A 25,955-nucleotide genomic window follows, 5' to 3' on the forward strand; every position below is an offset into this window, starting at 1 on the left:
AGTATCTCTGATCCCTAGTCTTTAGAAAGAATAATTAAATGTCTTTGCGCATCTAATTTTGGTACTTCCAAGGTGATTTTTTGCTCGAACTTAACACCTGCAGGTAAAGATTCTAGCTCTTCACTTGGAAATACGCCTTTTAAGGCAATAAACTTACCTGAATGATCAATCAAGTGCGAACACCAGTCAACCATATCTTGTAAAGATGCAAAAGCACGACTCAATACACCATCTAATTTAACACTTGGTTGATAATCTTCAACTCTAGACTGCACCGGGGTTACATTTTTCAGACCTAGCTCATGTTTTACCTGCATTAAAAAACGCACGCGTTTACCTAAACTATCTAATAAAATAAATTGTGTCTCAGGTAATGCAATAGCTAATACGATACCCGGAAGGCCAGGACCCGTACCAACATCAATATAATGATGACCGGGTAGGTGAGGTGCAACAACTAAGCTATCCATAATATGCTTAATCATCATATCCTCAGGTAAACGCACTGAGGTTAAATTATAAGCTTTGTTCCATTTATTGAGTAACTCAACATATTGAACCAATTGTTGCTGTTGTTTTTCAGTTAGCGCAATATCAGTTTGCGCTAACAAAGTAGTTAATTGTTGCTGTAACACAGTATTCCTTAATGACTACGCAATTTTACGTAGTAAGCCTTGCTTCTTCAGATAAACTAATAATAGCGAAATAGCAGCAGGCGTGATACCTGAAATACGTGATGCTTGACCGATTGTATCAGGACGCGCCTCAGTTAATTTAGCAACCACTTCATTTGATAGACCCGATACGATCGAGTAATCATAATCTTTAGGCAAAATAGTTAACTCATGACGAAGTTGCTTATTGATCTCTTCTTGCTGACGAGCAATATAACCTGCGTACTTAGTGTGGATCTCAACTTGCTCTAACGCTGTTGCATGATCAAACTCAGATCCTAATCCTTCGATCGCCATTAGATCGTTATAACGGATCTCAGGGCGACGTAATAATTCTTCTAAACTTGCCTCTCGGGTTAATGGTGTTTTAAGTAAGCCATTAACTTGATCAATTACAGCGTGATCTTTATGGATCCAAGTTTCTTTGATCCGTTGAGATTCTTTTGCAATGATATCCATTTTTTCATTAAATGCTTGCCAGCGTTCATCGTTAACTAAACCAAGTTCACGACCTTTTGCTGTTAAACGAATATCAGCATTGTCTTCACGTAGTAACAAACGGTATTCAGCACGACTAGTAAACATACGGTACGGTTCTTTGGTACCTAGTGTAGTTAAATCGTCGATTAATACACCGACATAAGCTTCATCACGGCGTGGTGTCCAAGGCTCTTTACCTTGCACTTGCAATGCTGCATTCATACCGGCAATTAAGCCTTGTGCACCGGCTTCTTCATAGCCTGTAGTGCCATTGATCTGTCCAGCAAAGAACAAACCATCAATAAATTTGGTCTCTAATGATTTCTTTAAATCGCGTGGATCAAAAAAGTCGTACTCGATAGCATAGCCTGGACGGCAAATATGTGCATTTTCAAAGCCAGTGATTGATTGCACAATCTCTAATTGCACATCAAATGGCAAACTAGTTGAAATACCATTTGGATAAAGCTCATAAGATGTTAGGCCTTCTGGCTCAACAAAAATTTGATGTTTGTCTTTATCTGCAAAGCGAACAATTTTATCTTCAATAGAAGGACAGTAACGTGGACCAATCCCTTCAATAACACCTGAGTACATAGGTGAGCGATGTAAATTATTGCGGATCACATCATGAGTTTTTTCATTGGTGTATGTGATGAAGCAAGAAATTTGTTGTGGATGATCTAACTGCTTACCCATAAATGAAAACACCGGTGTTATAGCATCACCAGGTTGTTGTTCCATTTTACTAAAATCAACTGTACGGGCATCAATACGTGGTGGCGTTCCAGTTTTTAAGCGATCAACACGAAATGGTAATTCACGTAAACGATTTGCTAATGCAATTGAAGGTGGATCACCAGCGCGACCACCTTTGAAGTTTTCTAAGCCAATGTGAATTTGGCCACCAAGGAAAGTGCCTACGGTTAATACCACAGAAGGTGCGCTAAAACGCAGTCCCATTTGAGTAACAACACCTGTTACTTTATTATTTTCAACAATCAGATCATCACATGATTGCTGAAAGATCTTCAGGTTATCTTGGTGTTGTAAAATATCTTGAATAGCAGCTTTATATAAAGCGCGATCTGCTTGTGCACGAGTAGCTCTTACTGCAGGTCCCTTTGAAGAATTTAAAGTACGGAATTGAATACCGCCTTTATCAATTGCTTGGGCCATTGCACCACCTAGTGCATCAATTTCTTTAACCAAATGACCTTTGCCAATACCGCCAATTGCTGGGTTACATGACATCTGACCAAGGGTATCCATATTGTGAGTCAGCAGTAGGGTATTCATACCCATACGTGCAGCAGCTAACGCAGCTTCTGTACCTGCATGTCCACCACCAACAACAATAACATCAAAATTTTCGTGAAAAATCATTTCGGGATCCTACTTAATCAACCAGCAAACTTTCAAGGGGGAGCGTATTCTACCTATAAATTTACAGAAGATAAATGATTAAACTGTGGCCAAGATCTAAGTAAATGATCTCTAATAATATAAAGGATCTTTTAAAGAGATCTTTTATTACTGTTACTACTACTGAGCATGATTTCTGTTGATAAGGTTTAGTTTACTTATTAAAACATAAAGTTAGATCGGATCTAAAGGTGTTAATATGATCGGATCTAACTGATTATAAGCTCTGATCAAAAAGGCTCTTTATGCACAGGGGGTATTGGATCAGATCTTATCCAATGGATAACATAGTCTAAAAACGCAGTTAGATCATAGCTTATCCACAATCTGATCTAAATACTCAGTAAATTGTGGGTAACTTTAAATTTGGATCTAAACTGTGATCTTAATTAAATACGGTTTATTTGCTCGATCCAGCTTGGTAACCAAGCTAATGCGGTGTCTTCTGGTAGTTCTTCATCAAGAATATTCAACTCTAAGCGCTCTGCTATACAGTGCGCGCCTTTACTTACTAAAAGTTGTTCTAGATTACGGCCAGCGAGGTTATAGGTATCATAACTGGTGTCACCTAAACCAATAACACTAAACTTTAATCCTTTTAAATCATTAACTTGATTAATATCTTCAACAAAGGATAAAAGGTTCTCAGGATAATCACCAGCACCATAAGTAGAAGTACACAATAACCAGATAGTATTTTCTTGGTTTATCTGTGAAAAGTTAGGTTGATCATGAACTTCTGTAGTGATCCCTTGAGTAACTAACTGCTCTGCTAGTTGCTCACCTACATACTCAGCAGATCCCATTTGGCTGCCTATAATGATATTAACGGAGTTCATAATTCTATTTGATCACACAACTGCTTAGTTATAGGCTTATGATAACTGAGTTTACTCAGCAGTAAAGCCTTGAATGGAAGTTTGTATAAGTATTTAAGGTACAATTTTTGATGGTTTTTATTTTTAATTCGTAATCATTTGATATATATAAATAAAATAAAGTATTCCAATATGTAATCTTCTGATCAAGCTGTTGATAAAAAGTGGGAAAGCTGGGTAGTAAAAACATAAGATCTTATTTTTATTTTACTAAGCTATTGATTTTATGTTTTATGAGTGGTGAATTTTCGTTTCATTAAGAGTTTTAAAACGAGTGATCAGAATGTGGATAGATCGCCTGTTGATAACGATCGTTTTGGCTATAAATTAATTTATGAAATGCCAAAAAATATTTCAAGTAGGGTGCTAAATAAGTAATTAATGGCAATTAAAGTTGATTTAGTGGGTTTATTGCTCGATTTATACTGTTTGAGCTAATAAATTGAGTACTTTTTATATGCCTCTCAGTTAAAAATGATCAAAAAAGCCCAAATTGTGGATAACAATTTGAGCTTGTGCTGATCAATTTCTAAATTAGTTGCTATTTTTATCACTAATTATGATTTTAATTTTGTATAAATAGCTTTTAAAACTCCGATTAGAATAAATGATCGCTACTTTTTGTGCTATTAAAAGTACTGCTAGCGGTAAAAATATAGGCTTTTGTGGCATCAAATAGTGCATTACCAAGCGTATATCTTTGCACGCCATGTGCAAATAATGAGCTGCTATTACTACTATTATCGCAAAGGAAATCACTTTTTAATGGCTGTGCCATCACGTTAAGTGGCACCTTAAGTGTCGCTGTTATTTGCTTTATTGCTGTTAAATCGGATAATCCAGGGATAAAAATACCATCAACGCCAGCGTCTTGATAAGCCAAAGATCGAGTTATTACATGTTCAAGAGAAGCCATATTTTGGCTGTAGCAATCAGTTCTAGCATTGATAAATAGCTGTGAAAAACCATACTTTTTAAGTGTATTTTTAATCGCTTTAAGGATCTCTACTTGGTGTTCTAGGGAGCGTAACTGAGCTGTTTTTTTATCTGAATCCTCAATATTAATACCGACAGCACCTAATTTGGCTACGGCCAAAACATGCTGACAAATAGTGCTTACGTCATTACTGTAACCTGATTCAATATCCACGGAAACAGCAATATTAACAGCATCGATTATTGGTTTTAGCTGACTTATAAACTCCTCAAATGAGCATTGTTCGCCATCTTCTTGACCTCGAGATTGGGCCATCCCCCAACTTGTTGTGGCGATAGCAGCAAAACCAGCATCAGCTAATATACGAGCGCTTAATGGATCCCACGCATTTGGTAATAAAAATAATTGCTCTTGTTTATGTAATTGATGAAAGGTTTGGTATTTATTCATAATGATCTCAAAAGTGAATTTCATTATGACTATAAAAAGATTACGGTGACTACGCTGGCCAAATTCGGCACTGAACGTAAATTTTAGTGTGAGTTATGTTGAAATACAGCGCGAACTACTGTTATTTATAGGGGGTGGCCGTGTGACCCATAATGCTGCGAATGCAGCTCCTCAGGAACGTGTTACGGGCATTTAATACGCCCTTTTTATTGATGCTCATTTCAAGCTAGTTCATATTTAAAATTATCACAGTGATCAGAGATTGCAACACCTTTTGGTGAGCTCAAATCTCTATCCCTCTTCTGGCCCTGCAATTATTCAAGGCGGATTGGGTTCGAGGCATTATGAGCCGTGGGCTCGATAGGTGACTCTGCGAGTCGTTCTTACCTTTTTCGAGTAGGGATGACTCATGGGCAATCCGCTATATTTACTCACTTTGAGAGCTCATTTATCAGTTCATCAATTTTTTCCATATATTCGAACAATTCACTTTGAGCTCTCCATTCTGATGTTGGCCGTTTCAAAGCAAGAGAGTGTGCGTTCTCTAATAAAAGATCCAGTTGCTCATGATTAAAAATATTCAAATTATTCAGATAGTATTTACCCCATTTTGCAAATACCAGAATCCATAATGAAATTTTGAGAGCTTCATCCCATTTATACCAATTGGATGTGCTGGCTAACGGCTGTTGAATAATTCTTCGTTGTGCTTCTAAAATAGTTTTGAGTGTTTTAATACAATCGTTTTGAAAGACTGTTTCACTATTTGCCCATAGGTAAGCGCAAACATTAGTTGTTTGCCCGTCGTGCTCAGAAGAAAAATAATGATTTGAGTTTTGGTCGTTTAATAATTTAATTAAATCTTCAAGCCAAATTTTACATACTTCCTCAAAGCTAACTCGTTTTTCGTGAAGTAATGGTTCTATTACGTCTTTAAATAACCAAGGTTCAGCCCAACCAAGCTGATACATATGCCCTCTTAAAGAATCAATAATACTTTCTAGGTCACAAAAGGGAATTTGATCAGGTAACAATTCGTAAAGTAGGTTAATTTGGTTCTCATAAAACAGTTGGTTTTTAGGGTTTTTTGCATTTTTATTTATTGCCCAACCTAAAAACAACAATTGTTCTGAGTTACTTAAATCTGATAATTTATCTATTGATAAATCAACAGATGACTGTAGCTGTTGTTCAAGCGAATTCCACCCAAACCATTTCAGCATCGCAATGTTACTCTTTATTAGTGCTGCATTTTGTTTTTCCGATATTGCATCGAACTCTGAGCTTAGTGAAATCTCACTTACGACTTGTCCCAATATTGATAATCTAACAACATCCTCTAATTGGTATTCAGTAGCTATAAGTTTTGATTCTCTTTCAACTAACGCAATCAGGGCTCCAGGGCTAAATTTCCATAAATATTTTACAGCATAATATTCAGCCCATGTGAGCGGCTTATATTTTGTTGACTGAACAAAGTGCTGTATTTGGAGCGAGCTATGGATAAACTCATGTAATGTTTGTTTAAAGTAGTTGGGGGCTATCACTGATGTCTCTTGGTGATCAAAGCTCGGTTTTTTTCGAAGTGAATAAGATAGAAATTCAGATAAAAACGCCAAAAACTTTGTTTCGGATTTGAGCTCATCAATGCTTGAATCGCCAGTTGGAATGTGGGCAAGTATATCCGCTATAACTTCCCATGAAGCCATAAAATCTGAAAGTTCGCCTTCAATTTCTTCCAAACAGTTAAATAATCCCGTATTAGTTAAGCTAATTAGGGACTCTCGTTGAAGAATTCCTTGTGCCGTCATTTCACTTCTTAAGTCGTCTCCAGACAACCCTTTTAGTGATGGTTGCTGGAACCAAATACTTAATACTGTTCCTGCTATCTCTCTGTCCAAGATACTTAAAGGGTCATATAGCTTCGTTTTTTCAGATAAAGCTTCTGAACTTGAATTAAATAATACAGAAATTAATTTTTGCTCATTTCCTTGCTCTAAGGGATTATTAGCTTCTCGAATAAGTTCAAATGTATATTGATTTGTTTTGTATAAAACATCTGTAGGGATCGGGGTTATTAATAACGGATAGTTTTCTGCAGCTGTCTGAAATGAATTAGATAAATGATAGCCTTCAACTGGAAGCCCATTTTTTCCAATTACCAATATATACCGATCATGCAAACGCCCCTCTTTAATTCCATATATTGTAACCTTACTTCGTTTTAATAGCTTTCTGTTGTGCTCACAGTTGGCAATGAGGTTGTCAACACCTCTATTAATAGAATCATTAGAACCAATATTCCCTTGAGAGGAGTTGTCTTTGGTTTTTGGCAAACTGCGAAAAATCGAGTATTCGGATCCATGAATAGCTGAAAGTGTCAGTAGACTAACACCTACGTCTTCAAAATATGGGTCAAAAATAGCAATGTGTTGCTTTGCATTTTTTTGTAGTAAAGCTTTAAACCATTCAACAAATTGAATACGTCCTTCTCCATTACTTTGCCCCCATCTCAGAAAAAAATTACCGTCGGATTTAGGAGGGTAAAGTTTTGAGAATAAATTGTTTAATTCCTTCTTTTCGGGAACCCATTTATCAACTTTACGTCCTCCAACTTTGTTTGGTGATAGGTTATCACTTTTAGAAAGAGACAAAGCTGAGGATACTCGGTCTGCAGTTTGAGGTGTTGTAGTTTTTTCAAGCCAATCAAATTTGACTGGGCTTGAATGATTTCCAACCAGATGCATCTGAATGTTTGCCTCACGAATATAATGCAATTTCCAGCTACAGCATAATTCACCTTCGCCGTATTCATTTTCTTTAAAAGAAAAAATATCAATTCTAGCGCTGTCGGCTATGTCGCATAATGGATCTTCTAACTTGAAAGAGCATTCAAATAATTCATTATCAGATTTGGATAACAAAACTTTAGAGCACACAACTTGATTGTTATTTTCGATTGTTAATTGAAACTGAAAGCAGTCTAAAGTTGGTAGTTGAGAAGAGTTAAATCGAACATTTAAATCACACCCTCTATTCCAAGTAACATCCAGGAGAGATATTTCATTTTCATCAATTGTGGGAAATACTAAGAGCTCAATATCGCAAAAACGACTAATATCCTTTCCTCCAAAGTCCATTCCCGTATCTTCATTTAAAAGGTTAACTATCATTGAAGTGAGTTCTTTATTGTAGTTATCCTCCCAACGAAATAAAGATTGCTTATTGCATCTACTTATTGAGGCACTTAAAGCGCCAGCACTACCATGTGGACTTGTTAGAGCGCCTTGTAAGTGAGCATCACGATTTAGCAGATAGGATATTGGGCGATAAACGGCACTTTGATCAGCAAGTATTGTTTCTCCGAAACGTGGGTTAAATTTTTGGTGAGTTTTTAATTTTAAAGCTTTATTTATACTCTCTATAGTTCGGCCCTCACAAGCCATTTGTAAAAATTCTCCGCATAAAGAGCTATCAATATATAAATTAAGTTTAGTTACGGTAGCTTTAAATGTACCAAAAGAGCGAAAATTATCGTTATGGCTAAACGACCAAGAATTATTTGAAAAAGAATATGGTAGTAACCTACCGTAAATCAGTCGATTATCAGAAATATCATCATTTTGTAGCTGTAAAACCCAAAACTGAAATGCACAATGCTTGTGTTGAGATGAGAATAACCGTGCAAGACGGGGATCCTTCAATAAATTTTCTAATTTAAAAGACATAGCTATTCCCTGTAACATGAATATAAAATGTTTATATCACATTACTAATACCGTAGTGAATTTAGTGCTAACCACTCCTTTCAAACCCTGTAAAGCCATAAATCGGGATCCCTTGCTTCGCAACCCTTCGGGCGATTTCTAGTTTGACTGGCTTTTCTCTGCGTAGTGAAGGTTATCCAAGAGGTATGCGGCGCTAAGCACTCGGCGCTTTCATACCTCCTGGATACAACTGGCTTTTCAAATAAAGACGGGAAAGAGGGAAGGTAAATGAATTTATATTTATCTGTTTTTATTATATTTTCCCAGTTTCCCATATTTACCAATCTAATATCCTTTATTGAAATAGACTTGGTAGGGTGGTCATAGCCTCTTTTCGTTTACGATCTATAATAACTTCATCTTTGGTGGACCAATAGTGGCCCATAACAAAGAGAGTGGTGGGCCATTCAAGACCCATATTATGTAACTAAAGGAAACTATTGAAAGATTAAGCAGTTATTAAATGTATGAATATATTAGGTATTATAAATTTAATTGGATGTTTGTTTCCTTTAGTTTACCTTGTTATTTACCGATACAAAATGAGCTGAAAATTTTGCCAAGTAGATCGTCAGAGGTAAATTCACCGGTGATCTCGTTTAAGTAGTTTTGTGTTAAACGTAGTTCTTCAGCGAGGATCTCACCGGCAATATGCATCTCTAATTGGTCTTTGCCAGTTTGTAAATGATGAGCTGCGCTATCGAGTGCATCCAAGTGACGACGACGGGCCATAAAACCGCCTTCGGTAGCTCCCTGAAAACCTATACATGCTTTTAAGTGAGTACGAACTAACTCTATACCATCAGCATTTTTAGCACTTAAGCTGATCACTGGATATTGCTGGTTTTCGCTCATACCTACTTCGTCACCCGATAAGTCGGCTTTATTTCTGATCACGGTTACGCCCATACCGGCAGGTAGTTTGGCCATAAACTCTGGCCAAATAGCATGTGGGTCAGTGTCTTTGGTATCAGTGCCATCAAGCATAAACAACACGCGATCGGCTTGTTTTATTTCATCCCATGCGCGTTCAATGCCTATTTGCTCAACGCGGTCTGGGCTTTCGCGCAGGCCTGCAGTATCAATAATATGTAGCGGCATGCCATCAATGTGAATGTGTTCTCGTAGTACGTCACGGGTGGTGCCGGCAATTTCAGTAACAATAGCGGCTTCACGCCCTGCAAGTGCATTTAGTAAACTAGATTTGCCTGCGTTAGGGCGCCCAGCAATCACCACGCGCATACCTTCACGCATAATGCTGCCTTGTTTTGCTTGATTGGTCACATTGCTTAGCTGGGTGATAATGGCATTTAGATCACCTGAGACTTTACCGTCAGATAAAAAGTCTATTTCCTCATCGGGAAAATCAATGGCCGCTTCTACGTACATACGCAAGTGAATGACTTTTTCAACTAAGGTATCAATGTGCTTAGAGAACTCGCCCTGGAGTGATTGTAAGGCGCTTTTGGCTGCTTGTTCTGAAGTGGCATTAATTAAGTCAGCAATTGCTTCTGCTTGGGTTAAGTCCATTTTGTCGTTCATAAAGGCGCGCTCAGAAAACTCGCCTGGCTTTGCTAATCGCACACCTTCAATTTGGCTAATTTCTTTAAGTAGCATATCCAGTACTACAGGACCTCCATGGCCTTGTAGTTCAAGTACATCTTCGCCAGTGAAAGAGTTTGGCCCGGCAAAATAAATAGCAATACCTTGATCAAGTTGCTCGCCAGCAAGACTGTTAAATGGCACGTAATCGGCGTAACGCACCTTAGGGCAACGACCAATAATCTGTTCGGCGACGGTTTTTACTAAACTGCCAGAAACGCGAATAATACCAACGCCACCACGACCAGGTGCGGTTGCTTGTGCTGCAATTGTGTCTTGATTGATCATGCTAATAGTTTGCCAACTTAAAGAGTAATGGTATGGGCGTATTGTAACCTATGCAGTTATGACTGGCGAATAGCGGGCAATAAAAAAGGCGACCAATGGTCGCCTTAATTTAAGTAACTGAGCAAATTAGCCCCTGACTTTTATTCCTTGCTTTTCCATACCGCGATAGATGATCAGCATCTGTGCGATAGAGATAAGGTTTGATACTAACCAGTAAAGTACTAGACCAGATGGGAACCAAAGGAAGAACACTGAGAAGATAACCGGCATAAAGGTCATCATCTTTTGTTGCATCGGATCAGTTACCGTCATTGGTTGTAGCTTCTGAGTAATAAACATACTGGCACCAAATAAGATTGGTAGTACGTAGTATGGGTCTTTCGCAGATAAGTCAGTTAACCAAAAAATAAATTCAGCATGACGCAGTTCTGTTGATTCTAAGAATACATAAAATAGCGCTAAGAAAATTGGCATTTGCAGCAAAATAGGGAAACAGCCACCCATAGGGTTTACTTTCTCTTTGCGGTACATTTCCATGGTTGCTTGGCCGAATTTTTGACGGTCATCACCAAACTTTTCTTTTAATGCAGCCATTTTAGGCTGTAGGGCACGCATCTTCGCCATTGACGTATATTGCGCTTTGGTAAGTGGGTACATTGCTGATTTAACAATCACAGTAATGGCGATAATTGCCACACCCCAGTTACCTAGTATGCTATGTAGCCATTTTAATAGTATAAATAACGGCTGTGAGATAAACCATAACCAACCGTAATCGACAGTTAAATCTAAGTTCGGATGAATAGCTTCAAGTATATCCGACTCTTTAGGGCCCATATAGTAAGTTGCACCAAGAGTTGCTTGTTGGTTCGCTTGTACATTTATCGGCTCACCTTTAGCACCAATAATTGCTGCGTTGCCTTTAGCAATTAAGCTGTAAAGGGTATTTTGCTGTTCTTGCGAAGGAACCCACGCACTTACAAAGTAGTGCTGAATAAAAGCAATATAACCACCTTGGGTATTAATGCTAAGGTTTTTGTCGGCCATATCAGAAAAGCTATATTTCTCGTACTTTTCCTCAGCAGAACCATAGGCAGCACCTAAGTAGTTTTGGTCAACTAAGCTGCCTTTATCTTGTACTGTGCGTTTTACTTGCGTATACAGCTGTACTTGAATTGGCTCTGCGGTGGTGTTATTTACTGAGTATTCTAAAGCAACATCGTATTGACCTTTTTTGAATACATACGTTTTAGTAAAACTAACACCTTTGCTATCAGTAAATGTAAGTGGTACGCGAAGTTCGTCACCTGTTAAAGCAAATGTTTTTTGCTCAGAGTGATAAACCGGGCGACCTTCTGCAGATGCATCTGGGCCATTTAAGCCTATTAAACCACTTTGAGAGAAATATTGTTTACCATCAAACTCACCAAGTAACATATAAGGCGTTTCGCTGCCTTTTGTTTCTTCGTATTGCAGTAAGTCAGCTTCAACAATATCACCACCACGGGTGTCAATTTTAACTTTGAATACGTCAGTCGTAATTTCAATAACTGAACGTTTCGCGGTTGTTGCTGCAGTAGGTAATTCACCATCGGTTGATGATGGAACATAATCATCAGAGTCAGGGGAATTAGTTTGTAGTGTTTGTGTGTTGGCACTAGGATCGACTTTTGGTGCGTTGTAGTCTTTATTCCACTCTTGGAACAATAAAAACGATACAAGCATCAGGCCGATGAATAAAAACGTGCGTTGCGATTCCATAACAGCTCTTATTTCTCGTGTTGGTGGTTAATATGGGTTAATTTTTCAGGTACGGGATCATCCCCACCTGAATGTAAAGGATGACATTTTAATATGCGTTTAACCGCTAACCAACTCCCTTTTACAGATCCATGCAAATTAATTGCTTGAATAGCATAACTAGAGCAGGTTGGATTAAAGCGACAATGCGGACCTAACAGCGGACTAATCCACTTTTGATAACCACGAATTAATAACACTAAACAGCGCTTAGGAAAAGCAACAAGTGGTTTTAGTAACCTCATGATGTTCAAGCCTCTGCGTAATATTTAGTGAATGGATACCATGAATTTAAACGCCCAAAATGGAATTTTAAATGCATGATTAAAAGGTGAGCTAAAGATACCTTAATTAACCATGTAATTCTATTGCTATTGGCTCTGTTTATTGGATTTAGCCGATTTGTTGGGGCGTTTTTTAAACGGCGGTGGTTTTGGTGCACCAGGTTTACAGCGTTCGTTAATCTTGCGCCATAATTTAGTGAGTTGTTTAGTTAGCTCTTCATTTGACTGTTCATCAATACCACTTTTAACCATCAGCACAATATCGACATTATCAATAGTGTGTTGGTTTAAACGAAAACTTTCGCGAGCAAGACGTTTAATACGGTTTCGTTGGCAAGCTTTTTTAACCCGTTTTTTAGCGACAGTGAGTCCTAAGCGAGGTTTTGCTTGGTCATTGGGTTTTGCTAATAAGGTAAAGAAAGGAGTTGCGGCCCGAGCGGGTTCATTAAAGATGCGAGAGTAATGCGAGGGAGTTAACAGACGTAACTCCCTGCCAAAGTTAAAGTCTTCCACTTATATATTAAGCAGAAAGAACTTTGCGGCCTTTAGCGCGGCGACGAGCTAATACTTTACGGCCATTTACAGTTGCCATGCGAGCACGGAAACCGTGTGCACGTTTGCGTTTTAAAACGCTAGGTTGAAAAGTTCTTTTCATAACAATTCCATCCGATCGGTTAAAGGTTAAAACATCCTATGCAGGTCGCGATCCTGGCACAGGTGCCATTGCGAGCGCGAGATATTATCGATGAAGTGCCTTAAAGTCAACCATAATCGCATTTATAATAGAGGGGTGATAATAGATCTGTTGGCAGGATCTGCTAGGATCCTTATATTAAAGAAGTTTTCCACAGGCTCTGTATAAAAAGTGCATAAAAGCTTGGGGTAAGTAAAATAGATCACATAATTTGATCGCGATCCAAGCCCTTTTTTGCTATGATCATACTTTGAAGTTAAAAATAATTGCTATTAAAAATCAACGTCTTGCTTGTTTTTTTTAGCCAGATCATATTTTTCAAAAAAATCAATCTTGTACTTGTGGATAAAGTGCATTCATAATACTCGGTCTTGGGTTAATAAATTGCCTAAATAATAGTAATAAATGTATGATTTCCGGCCACTAAAGATGACCGGGAATAAATACTAAGTCTTTGGGAGTTTAACTGTGTATCTGTCGGTTTGGCAAAGTTGTTTATATGTATTGCAAGATGAACTGCCTTCGCAGCAGTTCAGTATGTGGGTAAGACCACTACAAGCAGAAAGTACCGAAGATACCCTGACGATTTATGCACCTAATCGCTTTGTGCTTGATTGGGTAAGAGAAAAGTACTTAAACCGAATTAATGAATTACTTGTTGAGATTTGTAAGGATGAAGCGCCAGAGTTACGCTTTGATGTAGGTAGCAAGCCAATCCACAATGCGCAAGTGATCGCGCCTGCAACAACTGGCTCTGCGACCCCGATGAATCAGCCGGCAGCAAAGCAGCAACCAAAAGCAGCTAAAGCTGTGGTTGAGCCTGCTCCTAAGTCTGGTTACAAATCAAACATTAAAGAAAACTACACCTTTGATAGTTTTGTTGAAGGTAAATCTAACCAGTTAGCAAAAGCTGCTGCGACGCAAGTTGCGGATAATCCTGGTGCTGCCTTTAACCCGGTATTTATATATGGTGGAACGGGTTTAGGTAAAACGCATTTATTACATGCGGTTGGCAATGGCATTATGGCAAATAAGCCAGATGCAAAAATTGTTTATATGCACTCAGAACGCTTTGTGCAAGATATGGTTAAAGCCCTGCAAAATAATGCTATTGAAGAATTTAAGCGTTATTACCGCAGTGTTGATGCTTTAATGATCGATGATATTCAGTTTTTTGCTAACAAAGAACGCTCACAAGAAGAATTCTTTCATACTTTCAATGCATTACTTGAAGGTAACCAACAAATTATTTTAACCTCAGATCGTTATCCAAAAGAGATTGAAGGGGTTGAAGATCGCCTTAAATCACGTTTTGGTTGGGGTTTAACCATCGCGATTGAGCCGCCAGAGCTTGAAACGCGAGTGGCTATTTTGATGAAAAAAGCCCAGCAGAGTAAAATTAATTTACCTCACGAAGTGGCCTTTTTTATCGCTAAAAAATTACGTTCAAATGTGCGTGAGTTAGAGGGCGCGCTTAATCGTGTGATTGCTAATGCAAACTTTACTGGTCGACCAATTTCGATCGACTTTGTAAAAGAAGCATTACGTGACTTACTCGCTTTGCAGGACAAACTGGTCACGATAGACAATATTCAACGTACGGTTGCTGAATATTATCGTATTCGCGTCTCAGACCTGCTATCTAAGCGCCGCAGCCGCTCTATCGCAAGACCTCGTCAAGTTGCTATGGCATTGTCTAAAGAACTTACCAATCACAGCTTACCTGAGATTGGTGATGCCTTTGGTGGCCGCGACCACACTACAGTATTGCATGCGTGCAGAAAGATTAAATCACTACGTGATGAAAGCCACGAAGTGAAAGAAGATTATCAAAACCTAATAAGAACATTGTCATCTTAGGGCTGACTTTATTATGCAAATAACTATATCAAGAGAACAATTTTTAAAACCTTTGGTGCAAGTATCTGGCGCAATTGAGCGCAAGCATACCTTGCCTATCTTATCTAACGTTTTGTTAGAGGTTGAAAATGGCGAACTTTCAATGACAGGCACAGACCTTGAAATTGAACTTGTCGCAAAGGTTTTTGTTGGCGATGATACCGCTGATGCAAAATTGACTTTGCCAGCTAAAAAATTACTCGATATTTGTAAAAGTCTGCCAGACGGTTCAGATTTAACGTTGAGCAGTCAAGATCACCAACTATTACTGACCAGTGGAAAAAGCCGCTTTTCATTAACTACACTCGCTGCGGAAGACTTTCCTAATCTTGAGCAGTGGGATGGTGAAGTTGAATTTCAACTAACGCGCTTAGAACTGCGAAAGTTACTTGAAAGCACCCACTTTTCGATGGCCAATCAAGACGTACGCTATTACTTAAATGGTATGTCGTTTGAAGTAGATAATACTGATATAAAAACAGTGGCTACTGATGGTCACCGTTTAGCAATTGCGCAAAAACAATTAACGCAATCGTTAAACACTCAACGTCAGCTAATAATTCCGCGTAAAGGCGTACAAGAAATTATGCGTCTAATGGTTGCTGATGATGAGTTGGTGACAATTCAATTTGGTGCAAATCATATTCGTATTTTAGATACAGAGTTTACTTTTACGAGTAAATTAGTTGATGGGCGTTTTCCTGATTACCGCCGAGTATTGCCACGTGGTGGTGATAAAGTTATTACCGCAAATCGTGAATGGTTACGCAGTGCGTTTCAACGGGTATCTATTTTATCGAACGAGAAGTTTAGAGGTGTGCGGTTAAACTTATCGAACGGACTATTAAAAATTACCGCCAACAACCCAGAGCAAGAGCAAGCTGAGGAAGTGGTTGAAGTAAGCTATCAAGGTGATGACTTAGAAATTGGCTTTAACGTATCGTATGTTTTAGATGTATTAAATACATTAAAAACAGAAGACGTTTTATTTACGCTTGCTGATTCAAATAGTAGTGCATTGATAGAAGGTGCTGGCGATGAAGAAGCCATGTACGTTGTTATGCCAATGCGCTTATAAGGCACTATGAGTTTAAGTCATTTGAGCCTCAATAATTTTCGGAATATTGAGGCGCTCACTGTAGAGCCAGTGAATGGTATTAACATAATTTATGGTGAAAATGGCAGTGGCAAAACCAGCCTTCTTGAGGCTATTTATTACCTTTCTCATGGCAAGTCTTTCCGCACCCCAAAACACAAAAGTATCATTACGCACCATAAAGAAAAATTCACCATTCATGGTCGTAAATCACTTTATAACTTATCAATTCCAATCGGTATTAGTAAGACTTTAAGTGGTGAGACAGAATTAAAAATACAGGGTAAGTCTAGTCGTCGAGTGTCTGAACTTGCCCAGTTAATGCCAGTACAAGTGATCACCCCAGAAAGCTATTCGTTGTTTTTTGGAGGTCCAAAAGAACGCCGAAAATTTTTAGATTTAGGATTGTTCCACGTGGAACAAGACTTTTTTTATTTGTGGCAATCTTTCAATAAAGTATTAAAGCAACGTAATGCATTATTGAAAAGTAAGCCTAAGAATTATTTTGATCAAATCAAGTTTTGGGATAAAGAATTTGTTAGACTGGCAGACCAAATAAATAATTTACGAATTGCGTATATAAGTAGGTTTAAGCAGCAATTTTTTGATAAAATGTGTGCAGAATTAACGCTTATACGCGATTTAGAAATAAGTTTTTATGCTGGTTGGAAAGAAAATGAATCTCTAGCCGACGCTCTCGAACAAAGCTTTGAGCGTGATAGTCGCCAAGGTTTTACAAATAAAGGGCCGCATAAAGCTGATTTCAGTTTTAGTGTCGCTGGCAATAGTGTGGAAAACACCTTTTCACGCGGTCAATTGAAGCTATTGCTTTATGCGTTAAAAGTAACGCAAAATAGTTTGATTGAGTCAGAGACAGAAAAGCAATCAATATTGCTAATAGATGATCTACCTTCAGAGTTAGGGGAAGATACGAAAGAGAAAGTAGGACAGTTATTGTCGCACTGTAGCTCTCAAATATTTATCTCTACAATTCAATCTGAAAGTATTTCTGCTGTGGTGGAACCCATGCAACGAGAACTACAAATGTTCCACGTGAAACATGGCAACCTAATAACAAGATAAGTGGGATTAACCATGTCTGAGAATTACGATTCGTCGAGTATTAAAGTACTAAAAGGATTAGACGCAGTAAGAAAGCGTCCTGGAATGTATATAGGGGACACCGATGATGGCACAGGCTTACACCATATGGTGTTTGAGGTCGTTGATAACTCTATCGATGAAGCCTTAGCAGGTCACTGTGATGACATCTATGTCACAATTCATTTAGATGGTTCTGTCTCTGTTCGAGATAACGGCCGTGGTATTCCAACTTCAATTCATGAAGAAGAAGGCGTGTCAGCTGCTGAAGTAATTATGACTGTACTACATGCTGGTGGTAAGTTTGATGATAACTCATATAAAGTATCAGGCGGCTTACACGGTGTTGGTGTTTCAGTAGTAAATGCGCTTTCAGAAAAATTAAAGCTAACGGTTCGTCGTGAAGGCAAGCTACATGAGCAATTTTACACTATGGGTGTTCCTGATGCGCCACTAGCTGTAATTGGCGAATCAGAAACCACAGGTACTGAACTTCGTTTTTGGCCAAGTGGTGAGACTTTCACAAACTTAGATTTCCATTACGATATTTTAGCTAAGCGCTTACGCGAGTTATCATTCCTGAATTCAGGTGTGAGTATTATTTTAAATGATGAACGCGAAGAAAATAAAACTGACCACTTTAAATATGAAGGGGGTATTCGTGCCTTCGTTGAGTATTTAAACCGTAATAAAACACCTATTCATAAAGGTGTATTCCACTTTACTCATGAACGTGAAGAAGATGGTATTAGCGTTGAAGTATCAATGCAGTGGAATGATGCTTACCAAGAAAACATTTACTGTTTTACAAACAACATTCCACAACGTGATGGTGGTACTCACTTAGCCGGTTTTAGATCTGCGCTAACTCGTACACTTAACAACTATATGGAAAAAGAAGGCTTTAACAAAAAAGCTAAAACAACCAGTAATGCAACAGGCGATGATGCCCGTGAAGGCTTAACTGCAGTTGTTAGTGTTAAAGTTCCTGATCCTAAGTTCTCATCACAAACCAAAGATAAGCTAGTTTCAAGCGAAGTTAAATCAGCTGTAGAACAAGCAATGGCTGAGAAATTCACTGAATTCTTATTAGAAAATCCAGTAGATGCAAAAATAGTTGTTGGTAAAATCATTGATGCTTCTCGTGCTCGTGAAGCGGCGCGTAAAGCCCGTGAAATGACTCGTCGTAAAGGCGCAATGGACTTAGCAGGTTTACCTGGTAAGTTAGCGGATTGCCAAGAAAAAGATCCAGCCCTGTCTGAACTATATATAGTGGAAGGGGACTCTGCTGGCGGATCAGCTAAGCAGGGTCGTAACCGTAAGAATCAAGCGATTCTTCCGCTTAAAGGTAAAATACTAAACGTAGAGAAAGCGCGTTTTGATAAGATGTTATCTTCACAAGAAGTTGCCACGTTAATTACAGCTCTTGGTTGTGGTATTGGTCGCGATGAGTATAACCCTGAAAAATTACGCTATCACCGCATCATTATCATGACCGATGCTGACGTCGATGGTTCGCACATTCGTACGTTACTATTGACCTTTTTCTACCGTCAAATGCCAGAAATCGTTGAACGTGGTTATATCTATATTGCTCAACCACCACTTTATAAAGTGAAAAAAGGTAAACAAGAGCGCTATATTAAAGATGATCCAGCGCTTGTCGAATACCTAACTTCATTAGCATTAAATGGTGCCGCACTTTATACCGGTGCTGATGCATCTGCACTTGAAGGTGAAGCTTTAGAGGCTATCGTTCATGATTATCAAAACACCGTTAAAGTTATTGAACGCTTAAAACGTAAATACCCGAATACGGTTATGGAACGTTTGATCTATCAAACAGAGCTAAACGAAACTGATTTAGCCGATGAAGCTAAAGTAATCGAGTGGACCAAAACGTTAGTCGATGACTTAGTCGCACGTGATGAAGATGCAACTATCTTCGCTGCTGCAACAGAGCATGATACTGAGCGTAACTTATATTACCCAGTTATCAATATTCGCCAACACGGTGTTGATAAGGCACACGTACTGAGCCATGATTTTATCTCTTCACGTGATTATAAACGCATCGCAGTAACTGGTACTAACATTGCCAATATCTTAAGTGAAGGTGCTTATATTCAACGTGGAGAGAAAACACTAGCTGTTGATAACTTTGTGGATGCATTGGAATGGTTGATCGCAGAATCTAAGCGTGGGCTATATATCCAGCGCTATAAAGGACTAGGTGAGATGAATCCAAGTCAGCTGTGGGAAACTACCATGGATCCTTCGGCGCGTCGCATGTTACAAGTAACCATTGAAGATGCTGTTGGTGCAGACCAATTATTCGCAACCTTGATGGGTGACCAAGTTGAGCCGCGTCGTGAGTTCATAGAAACGAATGCACTACGTGTAGTTAACTTAGACGTATAATTAAATTATAGTAATTACAAAAAAGGAGCCTTAGGCTCCTTTTTTATTTTCTCAATTGCACAAACTGCTTAAAACATGACTACGCACAAGGTATACTGAAGGTAATTTTCACGCTACATCACAGCAGATACTAAAAGCCAAATATGCAAAAATATGACGTTAAAACCTTTCAAGGTTTGATCCTGGCTTTACAGGATTACTGGGCACAGCAAGGCTGTGTCATTATTCAGCCACTTGATATGGAAGTTGGTGCAGGCACATTTCATCCGCAAACATTTTTAAAGTCTATTGGTCCTGAACCAATGTCGAGCGCGTATGTGCAACCATGTCGTCGTCCTACCGATGGCCGTTATGGTGAGAATCCAAATCGCCTGCAACATTACTACCAGTTCCAAGTCGTATTAAAACCATCACCAGATAACATCCAGGAGCTATATTTAGGCTCATTAGCGGCTGTTGGCATTGATACCCTTACTGACGAAGTACGCTTCGTTGAAGACAACTGGGAATCACCTACGCTAGGTGCATGGGGTCTTGGTTGGGAGATCTGGTTAAACGGTATGGAAGTAACCCAGTTTACCTACTTCCAACAAGTAGGGGGCTTAGAGTGCTCTCCTGTTACTGGTGAGATCACTTATGGTCTTGAGCGTTTAGCTATGTACATTCAAGGCGTAGATAGCATCTACGATCTAGTATGGGCTGATGGCCCAATGGGCCGTGTTACTTACGGTGATGTATTCCATCAGAACGAAGTTGAGCAATCAACTTATAACTTTGAGCATGCAAATGTTGACGATTTATTTGCCCAGTTTGATAAATGCGAAGCTGAGAGCCAAAAGCTAATTGAAGCAAGCTTACCATTACCTGCTTATGAGCAAGTAATGAAAGCATCACACGCATTTAACTTATTGGATGCACGTCATGCTATTTCGGTGACAGAGCGCCAGCGTTATATCTTGCGCGTTCGTGCATTATCTAAAGCGTGTGCACAAAGTTATTATGACAAACGCGAAGCGCTTGGTTTCCCGTTGTGTAAGGATAAGTAAGCATGTCAGCACAAAATTTATTAGTAGAAATTGGCACCGAAGAGTTGCCACCAAAATCATTGCGTAAACTTGCTGAAGCATTTGCAGCAAACTTAACCGCCGAGCTTGAGAGTTTAGAACTAGCTCACCAAGGCGTAAGCTGGTATGCATCTCCTCGTCGTTTAGGTTTACAAGTAACAGCACTTGAATCTCAGCAACAAGACAAAGAAGTAGAAAAACGTGGCCCTGCAACGAAGGCTGCATTTGATGCCGATGGCAAGCCGACCAAAGCTGCAATGGGTTGGGCTCGTGGTTGTGGTATTGAAGTAAGTGAAGCGCAAACACTCGAGACCGATAAAGGTGCATGGTTGTTACACATTGCTAAAGTAGCAGGCAAAGAAACCACAGCCTTGATGGCTGATGCGGTAAATAAAGCGTTAGCTAAACTTCCGATTCCTAAACCAATGCGTTGGGGGGCGAATAAAACACAATTTATTCGTCCTGTTCATACCGCAACTATTTTGTTTGGCGATCAGCTAATTGAAGGCGAAGTCCTTGGTAAAGCAGTGGGTAACCAACTGCAAGGCCATCGTTTTCATCATCCAGAAAAAATCACAATCAAACACGCTGATGATGTTTTTGAGGTGCTTAAGTCTGCACATGTTGTTGCTGATTACCAGCAGCGTAAAGCACAAATTCGTAGCCAAATCGAAGCTGCAGCAACAGCCGTTAATGCAGTAGTAGCTATGGATGAAGATTTACTTGAAGAAGTAACTTCATTGGTTGAATGGCCAGTAACTCTTACTGCAACATTTGAAGAAGCGTTTTTAGATGTACCAGCCGAAGCGCTGATCTACACTATGAAAGACGATCAAAAATACTTCCCATTACTTGATCAAGACGGCAAGCTACTTAATAAGTTTTTGTTTGTTTCAAACATCGAAAGTAAAAACCCAAGCGTAGTTATTGCTGGTAACGAGAAAGTAGTGCGCCCGCGTTTAGCTGACGCGCAGTTCTTCTTTGAAACAGATAAAAAGAAAACTCTTGAAAGCCGGTTAGAGTCACTTAATAGCGTATTGTTCCAACAGCAATTAGGTACGCTTAAAGATAAGTCAGAGCGTATTAGTGAACTTGCTGGTTACATTGCTGAGCAATTAGGTGCCGATAAAACACTTGCTAAGCGTGCTGGTTTATTAAGTAAAACCGATCTAATGACCGAAATGGTGATGGAGTTTACTGACGTACAAGGTGTGATGGGGATGCACTATGCACGCCATGACGGTGAAGCCGAAGATGTTGCCATTGCCCAAAACGAGCAATACATGCCGCGTTTTGCCGGTGATAATTTACCTACAAACTTAATTAGTTGCGCAGTAGCGATTGCCGATAAGTTCGATACACTAGTAGGTATTTTTGGTATTGGCCAAGCACCAAAGGGTGATAAAGATCCATTTGCGCTTCGTCGTGCTGCCATTGGTGCGCTGCGTATCATGGTAGAAAAAGAACTACCACTTGATATTTTAGATCTAGTCGCAAAATCACAAACCCTGTTTGGCGATAAGCTAACTAACTTAAATGTATCAGCCGATGTATTTGAATTTATGCTAGGGCGCTTCCGCGCTTGGTATCAAGACGAAGGCATTGAAGTAGACGTTATTCAAGCAGTACTAGTGCGTCGCCCAACTAAGCCAGTTGATTTTGACCGTCGTGTTAAAGCGGTTAGTCACTTCCGTACATTAGACGCCGCAGAAGCGCTTGCAGCAGCTAATAAACGGGTAAGTAATATTCTGGCTAAAAATGATATTACAACGCAAGGCACTGTTGACGAGAGCTTATTAAGCGATGATGCCGAAAAGGCATTAGCGGCACAAGTTGCTAAGTTTGCCACTGAATTAGCGCCGTTATACGCCGCTGGCGACTATCAAGAAGCGCTTGCCCAGCTTGCGGGTATTCGTGAAAGTGTTGATAACTTCTTCGACAACGTGATGGTAATGGCAGACGATGAAGCCGTTAAGCAAAACCGTTTAGCATTACTAAGTCAACTGAGTGGTTTATTTTTAGATATTGCTGATATTTCTGTATTACAGAAATAAATTCAGCTTCGCTTAAAAAGCCAGCAGCTATGCTGGCTTTTTAGTATTAGAGGGAATACCTATGAAACGTATATTAACAGTGGCTCTAGTTGCTTTATTGAGTGCTTGTTCGAGCCAAATACAAATGCCAGATCTTAGCGATGTACTGCCAGGCCAAGAACTTGACCGTACAATGTATCTCCGCGGCGACTTCAATTTATGGGATGCAGAAAAGCAATATGAATTTACTCAAGTCGCGCCTGCGCTTTATCAAGCACAAGTAAAGTTTTCAACACCGGGTAAAGTGTATGAATTTAAAATTGCCGATATGGATTGGAGCGCAGGTTATAATTGCGGATTCAGTGAACAAGATCCAACCGGTCAATCACTGACGTTAGGGCAAAGCGTCAAAGCAGATTGCAATACTACCTATAATTACTTTAGCTTCACTCCTGCAATTAAAGGCAGCTACATCGTTAGTATCGATTATCATAATAACGATCAGCCAAAAGTAACAATAACCAAGAAGTGAGAGTAGAAATTGAGGTTTGAGTACACTGATTATATTTACAAAAGTAATTACATCCTGTTAATATTGTTATGGATTTTTTGCGTTAATCGTAGTCAATCATTTTTGAGTATTATATCAAAACTTCTTTAAAATCTATAAAGAGCTCGATATCACTATACTCTGCTCGTTTATATGAATAAAAAAAATTAAAATAGGATTACAGATGTTAAAAACTACAGTAACAGCAGTTGTTTTAGCGGGGGCTTTTATAGCTGCTCCATTACAGGCTAAAGAGGGCGTTAACCCTTGGCAGGATTGTGGTATCGGCGCAATGATATTCCCAGAGAATGGAACCGCAGCAGCAATTTCAAATATTATTTGGGATTTAGGTACTACAGCAGTATCTTCAAATATATCATCTGTTGGTAGCTGTGAAGGCGCAGGTGCAAAAACAGCTCTATTTATTCAACAAACATTCCCTGTACTTGAGCAAGAAATTGCTGAAGGTGAAGGTGAGTATGTTACTGCAATGTTAAATGTGCGTGGTTGTGACGCTAGTTCTCATGGTCAAATTGTAAATGCTATCCGTAGCGATTTTGCGACTAAACCTGCTCAAGACCCTCAAGCATTATATGCAATTGTTGAAAGCAAAGTGACTACACAGTTTGCAGCTACTTGCCCAGTTATTTAACTGTTAATAGAGTAGGTGTCAGCACCTACTCATACTTATGACTACAATCAAATACTTACCAGCACTAGCACTGTTTGCTACGTTTTCATCTTATTCATCTAGCTCACTTTCCGAGCATCCAACCTGGTTGAAATTAGGGCATTATAAAAACGCATCAGCTCCTCAAAGTTATATTGAGAGTGATTCATTTTTTATCTCAAAAAATGGCAAAAATAACCCTTCATCCGAGTTAAAAGCAACGATTGATGCATTTAATAAAGACGCACAAATGCAATGCAAATATCCTGCTAGATATCAGTGGTTACAATCACAAGGGCTTGAATTCTCAGAGCCAAAGGTTGAATGCACCGAACTTATAGAGTGGAGAGATAAACAACCGATTCACTCTGTAAGTTTAGTCTTTGCTTCAGGGTATATGAGTAATCCGGCTTCGCTTTATGGTCATATGCTTTTAAAGCTAAATAGATCAACGCCAGAGCACAATAAGTTACTAGATTACAGCTTAAATTATGGCGCACTAGTTCCTGATAATGAAAACGGTTTGGTCTATATTACGAAAGGGTTATTTGGCGGTTACGAGGCCGGTTTTTCTGATCAACTATTTTACCGTCATCAACATAACTATGGTGAAATAGAGCTGAGAGATATATGGGAATATAAGCTTAACTTTAGCCAAGAAGACGTCCTCTTTTTAACTAATCATTTATGGGAAATTATGGGGGCTAAGTATTCTTACTATTTTGCGGATGAAAACTGTGCATTTCATATCGCAAGGGTTGTTGAATTAATTATAGGGGAGCAGTTAACGAATGAGCTTTCGCCTTGGGTTATTCCTGCGACTATTTTTTCTCGCTTAAATAGTGCTCAATATAATAACGAAAAGCTAGTAAAACAGATTGAGTTTACTCCTTCAAGAAGTAGTGTTTTTCATCAATATGAAAACAATCTTTCAGCGAAAGACTCCAAGCTGGCTTTAGCTATTTATCATTCGCAAAATATACTTTTTGAGCCGACATTTACAAATCTAGATGTGGTAACTAAAAAACGAATTATTGAAACTCTTTTTGAGTTTGTTCAGTTGCAGCAAATAAAAAAATATGATGTTGAACACATTGAAAAGTTAAAAAAAGCTCTTATTAAAGCTCGTTTAGTCCTACCTCCAGGTAAAGAAACCTCTTTTATTAATTATGATAAACATGCACCGCATTCAGCTCAGAAACCCTCAAATATATCTATTTCTTCGACTGTGTATAAAAATGAACAAAGTCTAAATTTAGGTTTCAGATTAAGTTATTTTGATTCATTAGCTTCTGATATTGCCAGAGTTCCTTACTCTAATTTAGAGATGTTGGATGTTGAAGTTGCTTTATTTGATTCGCAGTTATATCTAGAAAAATTACATCTTTTAGATCTAGAATCATTTAACCCAGCCTATAGCCAGTGGCCAAATGAAGGCGGTTGGGCATGGCAGATAAATGTAGGTTATGAAAGAAATCGCAGTCAGTGCTTTAGTTGCTCAAGTACATTTGCCATGGCAGGAGTTGGAAAGTCATGGTTATTAAATGCTAATCAGTCGCTAGTTTACGGTATGATTAATGGTTATGCTGGTGAATTACAAAGCACCCAACAATGGCTGGATACTTCAATAGAGCTAGGGTTTTTAACGACTGTAACTTCTAATTTAAAACTAAGAACATCAATTGAGAAGTTTTATCACCAACAGTTAAGCGGTATTGCAACGAACATCGAGCTATCAGTGCCTATCAATCAAGATTTCGATATACGATTTGGTTATAAACATGCAACAGAGTTTCAGTGGCAGCTGAAATTAAACTTTTACTGGGATTAATGAATGTTTTA

The 25,955-nt window shown here is 38.8% G+C and carries 19 protein-coding genes; 9 read left to right on the forward strand and 10 right to left on the reverse strand.

Going from position 1 to position 25,955, the window contains the following annotated elements; all coding sequences use genetic code 11:
- Positions 1–14: 14 nt before the first annotated feature.
- The 10 genes from rsmG to rpmH all read right to left on the reverse strand — a co-directional run bounded on the left by rsmG (position 15) and on the right by rpmH (position 13,240).
- On the reverse strand, positions 15–635 hold the full coding sequence (gene rsmG, locus PSR9079_RS21245) for a 16S rRNA (guanine(527)-N(7))-methyltransferase RsmG (RefSeq protein WP_149983167.1): 621 nt from the start codon (positions 633–635) through the stop codon (positions 15–17).
- Positions 636–650: 15 nt separating this feature from the next.
- Complete coding sequence (gene mnmG, locus PSR9079_RS21250; RefSeq protein ID WP_145241701.1) at positions 651–2,540, reverse strand: tRNA uridine-5-carboxymethylaminomethyl(34) synthesis enzyme MnmG; 1,890 nt, start codon at positions 2,538–2,540, stop codon at positions 651–653.
- A gap of 428 nt (positions 2,541–2,968) precedes the next feature.
- On the reverse strand, positions 2,969–3,418 hold the full coding sequence (locus tag PSR9079_RS21255; RefSeq protein ID WP_145241703.1) for a flavodoxin domain-containing protein: 450 nt from the start codon (positions 3,416–3,418) through the stop codon (positions 2,969–2,971).
- 637 nt (positions 3,419–4,055) lie between these two features.
- Complete coding sequence (locus tag PSR9079_RS21260; protein ID WP_179959236.1) at positions 4,056–4,844, reverse strand: isocitrate lyase/PEP mutase family protein; 789 nt, start codon at positions 4,842–4,844, stop codon at positions 4,056–4,058.
- Positions 4,845–5,275: 431 nt separating this feature from the next.
- Complete coding sequence (locus PSR9079_RS21265) at positions 5,276–8,572, reverse strand: VPA1262 family protein (RefSeq protein ID WP_149983169.1); 3,297 nt, start codon at positions 8,570–8,572, stop codon at positions 5,276–5,278.
- A 564-nt stretch (positions 8,573–9,136) separates the two neighbouring features.
- On the reverse strand, positions 9,137–10,501 hold the full coding sequence (gene mnmE, locus PSR9079_RS21270; protein ID WP_145241707.1) for a tRNA uridine-5-carboxymethylaminomethyl(34) synthesis GTPase MnmE: 1,365 nt from the start codon (positions 10,499–10,501) through the stop codon (positions 9,137–9,139).
- Between the two features lie 126 nt (positions 10,502–10,627).
- Complete coding sequence (gene yidC, locus PSR9079_RS21275) at positions 10,628–12,262, reverse strand: membrane protein insertase YidC (RefSeq protein ID WP_145241709.1); 1,635 nt, start codon at positions 12,260–12,262, stop codon at positions 10,628–10,630.
- An 8-nt stretch (positions 12,263–12,270) separates the two neighbouring features.
- On the reverse strand, positions 12,271–12,546 hold the full coding sequence (gene yidD, locus PSR9079_RS21280) for a membrane protein insertion efficiency factor YidD (RefSeq protein WP_064668255.1): 276 nt from the start codon (positions 12,544–12,546) through the stop codon (positions 12,271–12,273).
- Between the two features lie 126 nt (positions 12,547–12,672).
- Positions 12,673–13,098, reverse strand: a complete 426-nt coding sequence (gene rnpA, locus PSR9079_RS21285) for a ribonuclease P protein component (RefSeq protein ID WP_145241711.1) — start codon at positions 13,096–13,098, stop codon at positions 12,673–12,675.
- Positions 13,099–13,105: 7 nt separating this feature from the next.
- Complete coding sequence (gene rpmH, locus PSR9079_RS21290; protein ID WP_004335215.1) at positions 13,106–13,240, reverse strand: 50S ribosomal protein L34; 135 nt, start codon at positions 13,238–13,240, stop codon at positions 13,106–13,108.
- Positions 13,241–13,747: 507 nt separating this feature from the next.
- Here rpmH and dnaA point away from each other — a divergent pair.
- From dnaA to PSR9079_RS21335, 9 genes are all read left to right on the forward strand, one after another.
- Positions 13,748–15,139 carry a chromosomal replication initiator protein DnaA gene (dnaA, locus tag PSR9079_RS21295; protein WP_145241713.1) on the forward strand — a complete coding sequence of 464 codons (1,392 nt, stop codon included), beginning with the start codon at positions 13,748–13,750 and terminating at the stop codon, positions 15,137–15,139.
- 13 nt (positions 15,140–15,152) lie between these two features.
- Positions 15,153–16,256, forward strand: a complete 1,104-nt coding sequence (gene dnaN, locus PSR9079_RS21300) for a DNA polymerase III subunit beta (RefSeq protein ID WP_149983170.1) — start codon at positions 15,153–15,155, stop codon at positions 16,254–16,256.
- A gap of 6 nt (positions 16,257–16,262) precedes the next feature.
- Complete coding sequence (recF, locus tag PSR9079_RS21305) at positions 16,263–17,357, forward strand: DNA replication/repair protein RecF (protein WP_145241717.1); 1,095 nt, start codon at positions 16,263–16,265, stop codon at positions 17,355–17,357.
- A 12-nt stretch (positions 17,358–17,369) separates the two neighbouring features.
- On the forward strand, positions 17,370–19,796 hold the full coding sequence (gene gyrB / locus PSR9079_RS21310; protein ID WP_149983171.1) for a DNA topoisomerase (ATP-hydrolyzing) subunit B: 2,427 nt from the start codon (positions 17,370–17,372) through the stop codon (positions 19,794–19,796).
- 143 nt (positions 19,797–19,939) lie between these two features.
- Positions 19,940–20,842, forward strand: coding sequence for a glycine--tRNA ligase subunit alpha (gene glyQ, locus PSR9079_RS21315; protein WP_145241722.1), 903 nt, complete (start codon positions 19,940–19,942; stop codon positions 20,840–20,842).
- A 2-nt stretch (positions 20,843–20,844) separates the two neighbouring features.
- A complete protein-coding gene (gene glyS / locus PSR9079_RS21320) occupies positions 20,845–22,914 on the forward strand; it encodes a glycine--tRNA ligase subunit beta (protein WP_149983172.1) in 2,070 nt (689 codons plus the stop codon).
- Positions 22,915–22,975: 61 nt separating this feature from the next.
- Positions 22,976–23,425: an early set domain-containing protein gene (locus tag PSR9079_RS21325; protein WP_149983173.1), complete on the forward strand. Its 450-nt coding sequence runs from the start codon at positions 22,976–22,978 to the stop codon at positions 23,423–23,425.
- A 202-nt stretch (positions 23,426–23,627) separates the two neighbouring features.
- Complete coding sequence (locus tag PSR9079_RS21330) at positions 23,628–24,095, forward strand: DUF3015 family protein (protein WP_149983174.1); 468 nt, start codon at positions 23,628–23,630, stop codon at positions 24,093–24,095.
- A gap of 37 nt (positions 24,096–24,132) precedes the next feature.
- The gene (locus PSR9079_RS21335) at positions 24,133–25,944 is read left to right on the forward strand and encodes an Lnb N-terminal periplasmic domain-containing protein (protein ID WP_149983175.1); all 1,812 of its coding nucleotides are present in this window, start codon (positions 24,133–24,135) and stop codon (positions 25,942–25,944) included.
- Positions 25,945–25,955: the final 11 nt, after the last annotated feature.

It is taken from the genome of Pseudoalteromonas rhizosphaerae (assembly GCF_902498845.1).
Lineage (GTDB): Bacteria > Pseudomonadota > Gammaproteobacteria > Enterobacterales > Alteromonadaceae > Pseudoalteromonas > Pseudoalteromonas rhizosphaerae.